General features: G+C 67.0%; 12 protein-coding genes. 7 read left to right on the forward strand and 5 right to left on the reverse strand.

Annotated elements, in window-relative coordinates; genetic code table 11:
- Positions 1 to 2: 2 nt before the first annotated feature.
- On the reverse strand, positions 3 to 473 hold the full coding sequence (locus QZL87_RS03875; protein ID WP_295323955.1) for an Lrp/AsnC family transcriptional regulator: 471 nt from the start codon (positions 471 to 473) through the stop codon (positions 3 to 5).
- 125 nt (positions 474 to 598) lie between these two features.
- Between QZL87_RS03875 and QZL87_RS03880 the strand changes: the two genes are divergently transcribed.
- From QZL87_RS03880 to QZL87_RS03890, 3 genes are all read left to right on the forward strand, one after another.
- Positions 599 to 1,651 (forward strand): Glu/Leu/Phe/Val dehydrogenase dimerization domain-containing protein, encoded by a 1,053-nt coding sequence (locus QZL87_RS03880; protein ID WP_295323957.1) that lies wholly within the window; start codon positions 599 to 601, stop codon positions 1,649 to 1,651.
- Positions 1,651 to 1,935, forward strand: a complete 285-nt coding sequence (locus QZL87_RS03885) for a hypothetical protein (protein WP_295323959.1) — start codon at positions 1,651 to 1,653, stop codon at positions 1,933 to 1,935. Before QZL87_RS03880 ends, QZL87_RS03885 begins: the two co-directional genes overlap by 1 nt.
- A gap of 99 nt (positions 1,936 to 2,034) precedes the next feature.
- On the forward strand, positions 2,035 to 3,258 hold the full coding sequence (locus tag QZL87_RS03890; RefSeq protein WP_295323961.1) for an FAD-dependent oxidoreductase: 1,224 nt from the start codon (positions 2,035 to 2,037) through the stop codon (positions 3,256 to 3,258).
- Here QZL87_RS03890 and QZL87_RS03895 read toward each other — a convergent pair.
- Positions 3,255 to 3,878 (reverse strand): DUF4126 domain-containing protein, encoded by a 624-nt coding sequence (locus QZL87_RS03895; protein ID WP_295323963.1) that lies wholly within the window; start codon positions 3,876 to 3,878, stop codon positions 3,255 to 3,257. The genes QZL87_RS03890 and QZL87_RS03895 overlap by 4 nt on opposite strands.
- A 122-nt stretch (positions 3,879 to 4,000) precedes the next feature.
- Here QZL87_RS03895 and QZL87_RS03900 point away from each other — a divergent pair, with 122 nt between their 5' ends.
- Together QZL87_RS03900 and QZL87_RS03905 are read left to right on the forward strand one after the other, a co-directional pair.
- Complete coding sequence (locus tag QZL87_RS03900; RefSeq protein ID WP_295323965.1) at positions 4,001 to 4,798, forward strand: NUDIX domain-containing protein; 798 nt, start codon at positions 4,001 to 4,003, stop codon at positions 4,796 to 4,798.
- Positions 4,799 to 4,973: 175 nt separating this feature from the next.
- The gene (locus QZL87_RS03905) at positions 4,974 to 5,201 is read left to right on the forward strand and encodes a hypothetical protein (RefSeq protein ID WP_179499452.1); all 228 of its coding nucleotides are present in this window, start codon (positions 4,974 to 4,976) and stop codon (positions 5,199 to 5,201) included.
- Between the two features lie 292 nt (positions 5,202 to 5,493).
- On the opposite strand, the gene QZL87_RS03910 is transcribed toward QZL87_RS03905, so the two are convergent.
- Positions 5,494 to 6,354, reverse strand: coding sequence for a carbon-nitrogen hydrolase family protein (locus QZL87_RS03910; RefSeq protein ID WP_295323968.1), 861 nt, complete (start codon positions 6,352 to 6,354; stop codon positions 5,494 to 5,496).
- A gap of 84 nt (positions 6,355 to 6,438) precedes the next feature.
- On the opposite strand from QZL87_RS03910, the gene QZL87_RS03915 reads away from it, so the two are divergent.
- Entirely contained in the window at positions 6,439 to 9,372 is a 2,934-nt protein-coding gene (locus QZL87_RS03915) for a M16 family metallopeptidase (RefSeq protein ID WP_295323970.1), read from the forward strand.
- Here QZL87_RS03915 and QZL87_RS03920 read toward each other — a convergent pair.
- Positions 9,369 to 11,153, reverse strand: a complete 1,785-nt coding sequence (locus QZL87_RS03920; RefSeq protein ID WP_295323972.1) for a cation:proton antiporter — start codon at positions 11,151 to 11,153, stop codon at positions 9,369 to 9,371. The two genes, QZL87_RS03915 and QZL87_RS03920, sit on opposite strands and share 4 nt — an antisense overlap.
- Positions 11,154 to 11,217: 64 nt before the next feature.
- Positions 11,218 to 12,432 carry an NADP-dependent isocitrate dehydrogenase gene (locus QZL87_RS03925; RefSeq protein ID WP_295323974.1) on the reverse strand — a complete coding sequence of 405 codons (1,215 nt, stop codon included), beginning with the start codon at positions 12,430 to 12,432 and terminating at the stop codon, positions 11,218 to 11,220.
- Positions 12,433 to 12,695: 263 nt separating this feature from the next.
- On the opposite strand from QZL87_RS03925, the gene QZL87_RS03930 reads away from it, so the two are divergent.
- Complete coding sequence (locus QZL87_RS03930) at positions 12,696 to 13,433, forward strand: phosphatidylserine decarboxylase (protein WP_295323976.1); 738 nt, start codon at positions 12,696 to 12,698, stop codon at positions 13,431 to 13,433.
- Positions 13,434 to 13,467: the final 34 nt, after the last annotated feature.

Below are 13,467 nucleotides of genomic sequence, written 5' to 3' on the forward strand. Positions count from 1 at the left end.
GGTCAATCCTGGCCGAGCGGCAGTTCGGTCGTCGCCTTGATCTCGGACAGCGCCACCGTCGAGTTGATTTCCTGCACCCCCGGCAATTTGCTGAGCTGGTCGAAGAAAAAGCTTTCATAGGCGTCGATGTCGCGCGCGACGATGCGCAGCATGAAATCGGTCGTGCCCATCAGCACATAGGCGTCGAGCACCTCAGGAAAGCCTTGGATCGCCGCGCTGAACTCGTCGAGATTGGCGCGGCCGTGGGCGTTGAGCTTCACCTGCGCGAAGACATGGGCGTTGAGCCCGACCTTGCGCCGGTCGACGATCGCGACGCGCTTTCTGATGAAGCCGTCGCGTTCGAGGCGATCGATGCGGCGCCAGCAGGGCGACACCGACAGCCCGACGCGCTCGGCGACCTCGGCCGTCGTTTGATTCGCGTCGCGCTGCAATTCGCGGAGAATTTTTATCTCGAACGGGTCCAGATCGGTCATTTCGACCCGATACACGAATTATGTCGGTCAGAAAATCCGAAAATCATCCTGCCCGGCCGGTAATCGATCAAGTTTGCCCGGCGGGAAAATGCGACAAGCTCCCCTCAATCCAAGGAGGTTATGTCATGGTCGTCCGTCTTGCCCGTCTGGCTCCGCCGCTCGAATGCGTGCGGCTTTACGATCTCGAAGCGGGGCTCGACGGGTTCATCGCGATTCACTCGACCGCGCTCGGGCCGGGCGCCGGGGGATGCCGGCTATGGTCCTATCCTGACGCGAGCCACGCGCTCGCCGATGCCGTGCGGCTGGCCGAGGGCATGAGTTACAAGAATGCGCTCGCCGGCCTGCCGCTCGGCGGAGCCAAGGCGGTGCTGCGGCGGCCCGAGGGCGAATGGGACCGCGTTGCGCTATTTCGTGCTTTCGGGCGGGCGGTCGAGGCGCTGGGCGGCCTCTATGTCACCGCAGAGGATGTCGGAACGTCGGTCGAGGACATGCAGGAGGTCGCTACGGTCTCGCGCCATGTTGCGGGCCTGCCCTCCGCCGAGGGGCGCGCGGGCGGCGATCCGTCGCCATGGACCGCCAAGGGCGTCTTCGAATCGATGCGGGTTGCGGCCGCGTTCGCGCTGGGCCGGGATCTCGACGGGCTGACCGTTGCCGTTCAGGGCACCGGCAACGTCGGCGCCGACCTGTGCCGCCGCCTCGCCGATGCGGGCGCGCGGCTCGTGATCGCCGACGTCAATCCGGTGCGCCGCGAGCGGCTGGCGGCGGTGCATGGCGCCCGGGTCGTCGACGTGTCGGAGATCGCGTCGGTCGAGGCCGACGTCTTCGCGCCGTGCGCGCTCGGCGGCGCGCTCGACCGCGACACGGTCGCGCGGCTGAAGGCGAAGCTCGTCTGCGGCGCCGCCAACAACCAGCTCGCGACGCCCGACGTCGCGGCGCTGCTGCTCGATCGCGGGATCGTCTATGCGCCCGATTATGTCGTCAACGCGGGCGGCATCATCAACGTGTCGGCCGAATATCTGGGCGAGGACGAAAGCGACGTCGAACTGCGCGTGGCGCAGATCGCGCCGCGGGTCGGCGAACTGCTCGAGCGGGCGGCGCGCGAAGGCCGCTCGCCCGCCGCTGTCGCCGACGAAATGGCCGAGGAGGTCATCGCCGGCGCGCAGCGCGAGGCGGCCTGATGCACCGTTTCCGGATCGACGCGATCCTCGACCCCCAATCCTTGCCGCGCGTCGCCAATTTCTTCGCGCAGCGCGCCTTCGTGCCGAGCGCGTTGACGATGCACCTTCTGCCGTCGCACATGCGCATCGAGGTCGTCGTCGCCGGGCTGGAGGCGGCGCAGGCCGCGATCATCGCGGCCAAGCTGGGCGAGGTCGTTGCGGTCCTGCGATCCGAAGTCGAGGAAATCGAAACGGCGGCCTTCGCCGCTGACCGGGCCAAGCCGGCGCTGACCCTGGTGGGCTGAGCTTCAACTTTTTCTTTCCTGTGAGTGAGGCGGGCGCGGCTTGCCTCGCTCCGCCGCGCGTGCAAGGGGCGCACCGAAGAGCAGCGGGAGATGCGAGCGATGCGGTTCGATGTGGTGATCGTGGGTGCGGGTCATGGGGGTGCGCAGGTTGCGGTGATGCTGCGCACGCAGAAATTTTCCGGCAGCATCGCGATCATCGGCGACGAGCCCGAATTGCCCTACGAGCGTCCGCCCTTGTCGAAGGAATATTTCGCGGGCGAGAAGGAATTCGAGCGCATCCAGCTGCGCCCCGCCAAATATTGGGACGAGCGCGAGGTGACGATGCTGCTCGGCAAGCGCGTCGTATCGGTCGACCCCGGAACGCATACGGTCACGACCGACGGCGGCGAGACGATCGGCTATGTCAAGCTCGTCTGGGCGACCGGCGGAGCGCCGCGCATGCTGCCGATCCCCGGCGGCAACCTGCCCGGCGTGCAGGGCGTGCGCACGCGTGCCGATGCCGACGCGATGAAGGCGGCGTCGGAGACCGCGAAGCAGATCGTCGTGATCGGCGGCGGCTATATCGGGCTCGAGGCGGCGGCGGTGCTCACCAAGGCGGGCAAGAAGGTCGTGCTCCTGGAAGCGCAGGACCGCGTGCTCGCGCGCGTCGCGGGCGAAGATCTGTCGCGCTTCTACGAGAAGGAGCACCGCGAGCATGGCGTCGACCTCAGGCTCGGCGTCTGCGTCGAGGCGATCGAAGGCGACACCCATGTCACCGGCGTGCGCTTGTCGGACGGCGAGGTCATTCCGGCCGATCTCGTCATCGTCGGCATCGGCATTATCCCTGCGGTCGAGCCGCTGATCGCCGCCGGCGCCGATTGCGCCAACGGGGTGCGCGTCGATCCGTTCTGCAAGACGAGCTTGCCCGACATCTATGCGATCGGCGATTGCGCGGCGCATGCGAACGACTTTGCCGAGGGCGCCGAGATCCGGCTTGAGTCCGTCCAGAACGCCAATGATCAGGCGAATGTGGTCGCCAAGGGCATCGCCGGCGACGAAGCGCCCTATCATGCGATCCCCTGGTTCTGGTCGAACCAATATGACCTCAAGCTCCAGACCGCGGGCCTCTCGGCGGGCCACGATCAGGCGGTGCTGCGCGGCGATCCCAGGGCGCGCAGCTTCTCGGTCGTCTACCTCAAGGCGGGCAAGGTCATCGCGCTCGACTGCGTCAATGCCACCAGGGATTATGTCCAGGGCCGCATGATCGTCACCGCAGGGCTCCGCGCGACGGCGGAGCAACTCGCCGACACCGAAACCCCGCTGAAAGCCCTGCTCCCGGCCTAGACACCGGGTGCTGCGGGCTCGTCGCCCAGAGCGCGCTTCAGCGTTGCCTTGATGTTGCGGAGCAGGCGCCGCAGCGCGACGATCACCACGACCGCGGCGGCCGCGAGCAGGATCGCGATGACGATGGCGAGCGGCGGATAGGCGATGGCGAGCGCGAGCAGCCCGCCGGTCGCGACATCCTCGCCGGTCGAGACGGCGGCGTTGCTGAAAGGCTCCGGGCTGACGTTGACGACCGCGCGCGTCGTCGCCTTCGCCCCGTGGCTGAGCAGCGCGCCGCCGCCGCCGAGCAGGAAGGCGATGACCTGCCACGCCGGGTCGGAGGAATCGACGAGCGCCAGTGCGAGGAGGGCGCCGCCCAGGGGCCGGACGATGCTGTGGACCGTGTCCCAGACCGAATCCACCCAGGCGATCTTGTCGGCGAGGAATTCGGCGAGCGTGCCGAGCGCCGCGACGCCGAGCACCCACGGATTGGCGAGTATCTGCAGCGCCGCGAGATGTTCGGGGAGCGGCAGCCAGCCGAACCGCATCGCGACGCCGGTTGCCAATATGGTGAGGTAGAGCCGCCAGCCGGCGAGGAGGCTGAGACTGCCGGCGACGCCCAAAATCTCGACGATTCCCAATGTCCTGCTCCCCGTTCCGGATCGCGCGATCGGGCGCCATCTTGCACCCGTCCGCGCGCGCCCGCAATGCCGGGGCGAAATGCCGAGATGACAGGGCGGGGCAGGGCGGTTATCGCTTGGTCATGACCGACGCAACTTCGCCGACCGCCCCGCCCGAAGTCTTGCCCGACGGCGCCGTTCCCGCGGCGACGCTGGTCATCATGCGTCCCTCGGACAGCGGCGGGCCCGACGAGATATTGATGGTCAAACGGTCGGCGAAGATGGCATTCGCGGCGGGCGCCGTCGTGTTCCCGGGCGGGCGGGTCGATCCCGACGATTATCGCGTCGCGCGCCTCCATGGTTTCGGGATCGACGAGGCCGACGGGGCGGCGCGCGTCGCCGCGTTGCGCGAGACGCTCGAGGAAACGGGGCTCGCGGTCGGCTGGCCGGGATTGGCGGAAAAGGAGGCGGCGGAGGTGCGGCGGGCGCTGCTCGGCGGCGCGCTGCTGTCCGACATTCTCGCCGCGCGCGGCGACCGAGTCACGCTGGAATCCTTCGTGCCTTTCGCGCGCTGGTGCCCGAATTTCAAGGAAGCCCGGACGTTCGACACGCGATTCTACGCCGTCGCTGCCCCGCCGCACGGTCATGAACTGACAGTCGAAGAGGCCGAGCACAGCCATATCTTCTGGGCGAGCGCCGAGGCGACGCTGACGATGGCGGATCGCGGCGAGGTGTCGGTGATCTTCCCGACCCGGCGCAACCTCGAACGCATCGCGCAAGCTGCTGACTTTGCGGGCTTCTCTCATCATTCCCGGCAGTTTCCGGTCGAACTGGTTACGCCGTGGATCGAGAAGCGCGACGGGCAGAGCCACCTGTGCATCCCGACGCACCTCGGCTACCCCGTCACGAGCGAAGCCTTCGACCGCGTGCGGCGCGGATAAGCACCATTCTTTGCGACAAGTTTTTCCCTATTTATTATTTACTAACATTTGGCGGGCTAGGGCAAAACGTCGTTGCAATTGCTGAAGGCCGTGCCTAAGAAGGCGCTGCAGAAGCAGACCGGGGAGGTTCCTCCGGTGTGATTCGACAAGAGTAATCCAGTGGACGGAGAATAAGATGAACCTGCTTAAGAAGGCTGCGATCTCTCTCGCAGCGACCTCGATGATCGCGGCTCCGGTCGCCGCATCGGCAGCCCCCGCGGCTCGCGCGGCTTCGGCCGTTGACGGCCAGAGCGAACTCGAAGGCAGCACGAGCTGGATCATCGCTGTCCTCGCTCTCGTTGCTGTCGTTGGCGGCATCATCATCGCGTCGGACAACGACGACGACGAACCGACCAGCCCGTAATATCGGCTGATCGATACCGATACCAAAAGGCTCCGAGCGTCGCTCGGGGCCTTTTGTGCATTTGGGGTTTCCAATCTCGATGAGCGCCGCATGAAGACGCGGCGCTGTTTAGGGTCAGGGCCATTAGAGCATCGAGCCCTTAAACCTGACTCACCTGCCCGTTCGTGTCGAGCGAAGTCGAGGCACCCATCGTCGTAGCGCAAGGTCGATGGGTGTCTCGACTTCGCTCGACACGAACGGATTTCAGATGGGTCAGATTTAGGGACGCCGCCCTGATCGGTCCTGACCCTCGTCAGAGGGCGATGTTCCGCGCGGCGCGGGACCGCTCGAGCGGGATCGCCTGACGGGCGCGCTCGGCCGCCGCCAGATCGACGGGCGCGAGCGTCAATCGATAACCCCTCCCGGCCATCGCCTCCGCGCCCTCGGCATCGGCCAGAACCGCGCCCCAGGGATCGATCGCGACGCTGTGACCGTAGGTCTGCCGGCCGTCGGCATGCGCGCCGCACTGCGCCGCGGCCACGACATGGCATTGCGTCTCGATCGCGCGCGCGCGCATCAGCACGTGCCAGTGCGCCTCGCCGGTCGATACGGTGAAGGCGGCGGGGATCGCGAGGATCGTCGCGCCGCGCTCGGCGAGCGCCCGATAGAGTTCGGGAAAGCGCACGTCATAGCAGATGCTGAGCCCCATTCGTCCGAGCGGCGTCTCGACGACTTCCAGCGCGTCCCCGCCCATATAGGTCGCCGACTCCCGCCAATTCTCGCCCGACGGCAGCGTGACGTCGAACATATGGATTTTGTCGTAGCGCGCCCGGATGCTGCCGTCGGCGGCGATGACATGGCTGCGGTTGACGCGCCGCGCGCCGTCGTCGGCGAGCAGGGGCATCGATCCCGAATGCAGCCAGACGCCGTGCTTTCGCGCCATCGCCTGCAGCGCCGAAGGCCAGGGGCTGTCGGCTTCGCGGGCGATGTGCCGGCCCGATCGCGCGCGATCGCGGTCGAGCAGCAGCGACATTTCGGGAAGGAAGGCCATCGCCGCGCCGCACGCCGCGGCGTCGGCCATCGCGCGATCGATCGTCGCGAGGTTCGCGTCGGGATCGGTGCCGCTCGTCATCTGGATCAACGCGGCGAGCGGGGCGGGAGATGAAGCGTTCATTCTTGCTGGCTAGGCGCGCGCTGGGCCCGGAGCAAGCATGACAGTTCAGTGGTCAGCAAGGTTCGGAAGCGATAAGATGGGCCAATGTCCCATTCTCCCCCGCGCCGCCCGCTTCGTTTCGCCCGCTCGCTTTTCCTGTCCGGCGCCGCCGCGCTGCTTCTGGCGCCACTTGCGGCCGGGGCGCAGGACAGCGGCGGGGGGGCGACGGCGCAAAGCCAGGCGAAGAACGCCGACTGGCTTTACGCCGGCAGCGATATTCCGCGCGACACCGCGTGGCAGTTCGGCGTGCTCCCCAACGGCTTGCGCTATGCGGTGCGCAACAATGGCGTGCCGCCGGGGCAGGTGTCGATCCGCGTGCGCATGGACGTCGGCTCGATGTTCGAGACCGAGGAAGAGCGCGGCTATGCGCATCTGCTCGAGCATCTGACCTTCCGGGGTTCGGAGCATATCCCCGACGGCGAGGCGAAGCGCATCTGGCAGCGTTTCGGGGTCACGTTCGGCAGCGATTCGAACGCGCAGACGACCCCGACGCAGACGGTCTACCAGCTCGACCTGCCCAGCGTCACGCCGGCCAATCTCGACGAAGGCATGAAATTGCTGTCGGGCATGATCCGCGCCCCGCGCATCTCCGAACTTGCGGTCGCCGCCGAACGCGGCGTCGTGATGGCCGAGCTGCGCGAATCCAACGGTCCGCAAAAGCGGATCGCCGATGCGACCAACGCGCATCTTTTCGCGGGCCAATTGCTCGGCGACCGGTCGCCGATCGGCACCACGGCGTCGCTCGGCAAGGCGAGCGCGACCTCGGTCGGCGCCTTTCACGATCGCTGGTACCGCCCCGACCGGGCGGTGGTCGTCATCTCCGGCGATGGCGACCCGGCCGAGTTCGCCCGGCTGATCGCCAAATATTACGGCGACTGGCAGGCGGACGGCCCGAACCCGCCGGCGCCCGATTTCGGCAGGCCCGATCCGAAACAGCCCGCCGCGCTCGAGATCGTCGAAGCCAGCCAGCCGCTCGCGATCACGCTCGCGATGGTGCGGCCGTGGAAGAAGCGCATCGACACGGTCGCAAACACGCGGCGGCTCTATCTCGAATATATCGCACAGGCGCTCGTCAACCGCCGCCTCGAAAACAGCGCCCGCGCCGGCGGCAGTTACCTCGTCGCGACGGTCGAGCAGCAATATGTCAGCCGCAGCGCCGACGTGACGATGGCGTCGATCGTTCCCTTGAACGACTGGCAGGCCGCGCTTGCCGATGTCCGCGGGGTGATCGCCGACGCCGTGAAGACGCCGCCGTCGCAGGCCGACATCGACCGCGAGATGAACGAGATCGAGGCGTTTCTACTCAAGGAGCTCGAAAACGCCCGCAACGAACCCGGCGCGCGGCTCGCCGACGATATGGTGCGCGCGGTCGACATCGGCGAAACGGTGACGAGCCCGCAGGGGCAGGTCGACATGTTCAAGGCGATCCGCGCCTCGGCGACGCCGCAGGTGATGCTCGAGATCAGCAAGGCGATCTTCGCCGCGCCGGTCACGCGCGTCGTGCTGACGACGCCGACGTCGGCGGGCGGCGACGCCGCGGTGCTCGCCGCGCTGAAGGCGCCGGTGACGGCGCGCGATGACCGGCTGGCGGCCGTCGACGCCGATTTCAAGGAATTGCCCGCCTTCGGTCCGCCGGGGACGATCGTTTCGACGAACCCGATTCTCGGCCTGCGCGCCGAACGGATCGAATTTTCCAACGGCGTGACCGCGCTGGTTTCGAACAACAAGGTCGAACCGGGCAAGGTCCGCGTCAATGTGCGCTTCGGCACCGGCAACCGCAGCGTCGCTGCCGACGCGCCCAATCTGTTGTGGACCGGCGATTATGCGCTGGTCGCGAGCGGGATCGGCCCCTGGGGGCAGAACGAGATCGACAAGCTGACCAACGGCCGCCAGATTCAGATGAATTTCGCGATCGACGACGATGCGTTCGAACTGTCGGCCGAAAGCCGGCCCGCCGACCTTGCCGACCAGATGCGGCTGATTGCGGGCAAGCTGGCCGTTCCGCGCTGGGACCCGGCGCCGGTCGAGCGGCTGCGCATCGGCTATCTCACCGGCTATGATCTCAACGACGCCACGCCGAATGCGGTGCTCGACCGCAATCTGCGCGGATGGCTGACCGGCAACGACGCGCGCTGGGCGGCGCCCGACAAGGCGCAGATCGAGGCGCTGACGCCCGCCGCCTTCCGCGCCTTCTGGGAACCGCGCCTCGCGAGCGGGCCGATCGAGGTGCAGATTTTCGGCGACCTCGAGACGGTCGATTACAGGAAGATCCTCGCCGAAACGCTCGGCGCGCTGCCGCCGCGCAAGATTCTCGCGCCGCCGGGCGGCCAGCGCGTGGCGTTCGCGAAGCATGTGGTCGAGCCCGAAATCGCCTACCACCGCGGCGAGCAGGGGCAGGCCGCGGCGATGACGGCATGGCCCACCGGCGGCGGCCTCGCCAGCCCGCGCGATGCGCGCGGGCTCGAGATTCTCGCGGCGATCTTCAACGACCGGCTGTTCGACCGGCTGCGCGCCGAACAGGGCGCAAGCTATGGCCCCGTCGTCGACAGCCATTGGCCGACCGGCTTCGACAGCGGCGGCTATCTGCTCGTCGGCAGCCTGCTCGCGCCGAAGGATCTCGATCGCTTCTATGCCATCGCGAAGGAGATCGCCGCCGACCTGGTGACGAAACCGGTCAGTGCCGATGAACTCGCGCGCAACGCCGGGCCGATCCGCGAACAGGTCGCGCGCGCCTCGACGGGCAATGTCTATTGGATGTTCCTGCTCGAAGGCGCGACGCGCGACCCACGCGTCGCTGCCGCCGCGCTGTCGATCCAGGACGATATTGCGGCGGTCACCGCCGCCGACGTCCAGCGGCTCGCGCGCCAATATCTGGCGCCCGAACGGCAATGGTCGCTCGCGATCCTGCCCAAGGGGATGACGCTTGCGGAGGCGTCTGCCCTCGATGCCGGGTCCTCTGCGGCGGTCGGCGGACGTTAGGCGGCTTCACCGTCGGGCGCGTGACGGCGCGTCCGCCGGATACGCGGTTCGTGGTCGAGCTGGCCCTTCGTCATGATGTCGTGCCGCATCTTCGCGCGCACGTCGTGGATCGAGGCGATCACCGGTCCCATCGGGGTGCCGAGCCCGACGAGCACCGCCTCGGCGAGCTGGAGCGAGCTTTCGAGCGTTTCGGGCACCGCGTCGGTCGCCCCCGCCTGATAGAGAGCGGCGGCATGATCCGCGCCCCGCGCGCGCGAAATGATCGGCAGGTCGGGATATTTGCCGCGAAGCCGCCGCGTCATGCGCAATTGCTGGACCGGATCGTCCATCGTCAGCACGACGGCGTCGGCATTCTCGATCCCCAGCTTGCTGAGGCTGCCCGGCCGGCCGACGTCGGTGTAGCGGACAAGGAAGCCGTCGCGCCGCGCCGCCGCCACCGTGTCGATGTCGGCGTCGACCGCGATATAGGGCCGGTCGTGCTCGCGCAGCAGTTCGGCGACGATGCGCCCGACGCGGCCGAAGCCGACGACGACGGTGCGCCGCGGCGGCGAGTCTTCCGCCTCAACCTCGGTATTGCCCATCTCGATTCGCCGCGCGATGTCGTGGCCGATGCGCGCGAGCAAGGGCGTGATCGTCAGCCCGATCGCGGTGACGAGCTGCCAGAATTCGGCCGTGGTGCGGCTGATGAGCTGCGCCTGCAGCGCGGTCGCGAGCACGATCAGGGTCGTTTCGGACGGGCTCGCCATCAGCAGGCCGACCTCCGCCGCAGTCCCGCGCCGGACGACGCCCGAGAAACGCAGCAGCGCGGCGGTGACGATCGCCTTGACGAGCACCACGCCGACGACCGCCGCGATCAGCTGCGGCCACATCGCGGCGATCGTCCTGAGGTTCAGCCCCATGCCGACGCTGATCAGGAAGACGCCGAGCGCCAATCCCTTGAACGGCGCGGTGATCGCCTCGACCTCATTATGATATTCGGTCTCGGCGATCATCAATCCCGCGAGCAGTGCGCCGACGATCGGCGACAGCCCGACCGCGGCGGTCGCGAGCGCGGCGACGATGACCACGAGCAGGCTCGCGGCGAGGAACAGCTCGGGATCCTTGGCGCGCGCCGCCTGCGCGAAAATTTTGGGCAGCAGGAACCAGCCGCCGATCGCGAGCGCGGCGACGACCAGCGCGCCCTGCCACAGCGTGGTCAGCAGCAGCTCGGCGCTGTCGCCCGAGGCGGCGGGGGAGAGGGCGGCGAGGATGAAGATGATCGGGACGAGCGCCAGATCCTCGAACAACAGCATCGAAAAGGCCGCTTTGCCGACCGCCGTCTTGGTGCCGGCGATGGGCAGGACCAGCGCGGTCGAGGACAGTGCGAGCGCAATGCCGAGGCCGTAGGCGGACGCGAGCGGCTGATCGCGCAGCAACAGGATCGCTGATCCCAGAATCGCGCCGCACAGAAGCAACTCGGCGGCCCCGATTCCAAAGACCAGCTTGCGCAGTTGCCAGAGGCGGCGGAAGGATAGCTCGAGCCCGATCGAAAAGAGCAGCAGCACGATGCCGAGCTCGGCGAACAGCGCGATTTCCTCGGCCGAACCGATCGTGACATGGCGCAGCCACGGATAGTCGCCGGTCAGCGATCCCAGTCCCGACGGCCCGACAAGCAGGCCGACGAGGATGAAGCCGATGACCGGCGAGATCCGGAAACGCGCGAAGGCGGGGATGATGACGCCCGCGGCGCCTAGCACCACCAGCGCGTCACCGATGAGCGAGGTTTCTGTCTCCGATACCATAAGGGCCGACCTTATGCAGGCCGGCCCCGATTGGCTAGATGGCTAACCCAACCTTTTTGGTTGTTTATGCGCCCATCTTCTTGTCGAGGTTCTCGACGATCGCCTCGAAGAAGCCTTCGGTCGTCAGCCAATTCTGGTCGGGACCGATCAGCAGCGCGAGATCCTTGGTCATCTTGCCGCTCTCGACCGTCGCGACGCAGACCTTTTCGAGGTCGTCGGCGAACTTCACCAGCTCGGCGTTTCCGTCGAGCTTGCCGCGGTGCTTGAGGCCGCCGGTCCAGGCAAAGATCGACGCGATCGGGTTGGTCGAGGTCGCCTTGCCCTGCTGGTGCATGCGGTAATGGCGCGTGACGGTGCCGTGCGCGGCTTCGGATTCGACGGTCTGGCCGTCGGGGGTCATCAGCACGCTGGTCATCAGCCCGAGCGAGCCGAAGCCCTGCGCGACGGTGTCCGACTGGACGTCGCCGTCATAATTCTTGCAGGCCCAGACGAACTTGCCCGACCATTTGAGCGCCGAGGCGACCATGTCGTCGATCAGGCGGTGTTCGTAGACGATGCCGAGCGCGTCGAACTTCGCCTTGAATTCGGCCTGGAACACTTCCTCGAACAGGTCCTTGAAGCGGCCGTCATAGGCCTTGAGGATCGTGTTCTTGGTCGACAGATACACCGGCCATTCGCGGGCGAGACCATAGTTCAGGCTGGCGCGCGCGAAGTCGCGGATCGAATCGTCGAGATTGTACATGCCCATCGCGACGCCCGACGAGGGGAACTGGAACACTTCCTCGTCGATCAGCGTGCCGTCTTCGCCTTCGAAAACCAGGCGCAGCTTGCCGGGGCCGGGGACGCGGAAGTCGGTCGCCTTATACTGGTCGCCGAACGCGTGACGCCCGACGACGATCGGGTCGGTCCAGCCGGGGACGAGGCGCGGGACATTCTTCATCACGATCGGTTCGCGGAAGACGACGCCGCCCAGGATGTTGCGGATCGTGCCGTTCGGCGACTTCCACATCTTCTTGAGGCCGAATTCCTCGACGCGCGCTTCGTCGGGGGTGATCGTCGCGCACTTCACGCCGACGCCATATTTTTTGATCGCATTCGCGGCATCGACGGTGATCTTGTCGTCGGTGCGGTCGCGTTCCTCGATGCCGAGGTCGTAATAATGGAGATCGACGTCGAGATAGGGGAGGATCAGCCGCTCGCGGATCCACTGCCAGATGATCCGGGTCATTTCGTCGCCGTCGAGTTCGACGACCGGGTTGGCTACCTTGATCTTGCCCATGCTTTCAGCCTTTTTCCTTGGGGAGTCGGAGTTGCAGCGGGCCTTAGGCAAAGCGGCGCGATTGATCAACCGCCGTGGTCGGGGGATCATTGCGCCAAAATGCTGTGTGCTCCCGCGGAGGCGGGAGCCCATCTCCGGTCGGCGCAATTTTGAGCCGGCAGGAGTATGGATCCCCGCCTTCGCGGGGATACGCTGATTTTGTTTGAAGATGGTCGGGCTCTAATTGATTGTCACTGCCGGGCGCGCACCTTAGAAGAATGGTCATGTCCACCATCATCTCATCGAACCGGCCCGGCGGCGGCATCAAATGGCAATGGCCCTCGGTTCACCCCGAAGGCCGCAAATTCCTGCTGATCGCGGGCATCATAACGCTCTGCCTGTGGCTGCTGCCGATCTGGAATCTGTTCGGCTGGCTGATGCTCGGCGTGACAATCTGGGTCGGGGCTTTCTTCCGCGACCCGGTGCGCATTACGCCCGCAAGCCACGACCTGATCGTCGCGCCCGCCGACGGGCTGATCACCCAGATCGCCGAAGTCCCGCCGCCGCCCGAAATCGCGGGACCCGACGGGCTGGGCGCCGCGCCGATGCTGCGCGTGTCGATTTTCATGAGCGTCTTCGACGTCCATATCAACCGCACCCCGGTCGCGGGCATCTTGCGCAAGCTCGTCTATATTCCGGGCAAATTCGTCAACGCCGACCTCGACAAGGCGAGCGAGGAGAATGAGCGCCAGCATTTCGTCGTCGAGCGCGCCGATGGCGTGCGCGTCGGCTTCACCCAGATCGCGGGTCTCGTCGCGCGGCGCATAATGCCCTTCGTGACGATGGGCAACGAACTGGCGACGGGCCAGCGCGTCGGCCTCATCCGCTTCGGCAGCCGCGTCGATGTCTATCTGCCCGCGGGCACCGCGCCGCAGGTGCTGCTCGGCCAGCGCACGCTGGCGGGCGAGACGGTGATCGCGCGGATCGGCGCGGCCGAGACGATCGAAGGCATCGGGCAATAAGGTGGCGGATGCCCCGGTAAACGAGGCGGAGCAG

Source organism: uncultured Sphingopyxis sp. (assembly GCF_900078365.1).
In the GTDB taxonomy this organism is placed as follows: Bacteria; Pseudomonadota; Alphaproteobacteria; order Sphingomonadales; family Sphingomonadaceae; genus Sphingopyxis.

Excerpts from the sequence above, each read along its gene's own strand:
- QZL87_RS03875 (WP_295323955.1), bottom strand. The coding sequence starts at position 473 with ATGACCGATCTGGACCCGTTCGAGATAAAAATTCTCCGCGAATTGCAG.
- QZL87_RS03880 (WP_295323957.1), top strand. The coding sequence starts at position 599 with ATGGTCGTCCGTCTTGCCCGTCTGGCTCCGCCGCTCGAATGCGTGCGG.
- QZL87_RS03885 (WP_295323959.1), top strand. The coding sequence starts at position 1,651 with ATGCACCGTTTCCGGATCGACGCGATCCTCGACCCCCAATCCTTGCCG.
- QZL87_RS03890 (WP_295323961.1), top strand. The coding sequence starts at position 2,035 with ATGCGGTTCGATGTGGTGATCGTGGGTGCGGGTCATGGGGGTGCGCAG.
- QZL87_RS03900 (WP_295323965.1), top strand. The coding sequence starts at position 4,001 with ATGACCGACGCAACTTCGCCGACCGCCCCGCCCGAAGTCTTGCCCGAC.
- QZL87_RS03905 (WP_179499452.1), top strand. The coding sequence starts at position 4,974 with ATGAACCTGCTTAAGAAGGCTGCGATCTCTCTCGCAGCGACCTCGATG.
- QZL87_RS03910 (WP_295323968.1), bottom strand. The coding sequence starts at position 6,354 with ATGAACGCTTCATCTCCCGCCCCGCTCGCCGCGTTGATCCAGATGACG.
- QZL87_RS03915 (WP_295323970.1), top strand. The coding sequence starts at position 6,439 with ATGTCCCATTCTCCCCCGCGCCGCCCGCTTCGTTTCGCCCGCTCGCTT.
- QZL87_RS03920 (WP_295323972.1), bottom strand. The coding sequence starts at position 11,153 with ATGGTATCGGAGACAGAAACCTCGCTCATCGGTGACGCGCTGGTGGTG.
- QZL87_RS03925 (WP_295323974.1), bottom strand. The coding sequence starts at position 12,432 with ATGGGCAAGATCAAGGTAGCCAACCCGGTCGTCGAACTCGACGGCGAC.
- QZL87_RS03930 (WP_295323976.1), top strand. The coding sequence starts at position 12,696 with ATGTCCACCATCATCTCATCGAACCGGCCCGGCGGCGGCATCAAATGG.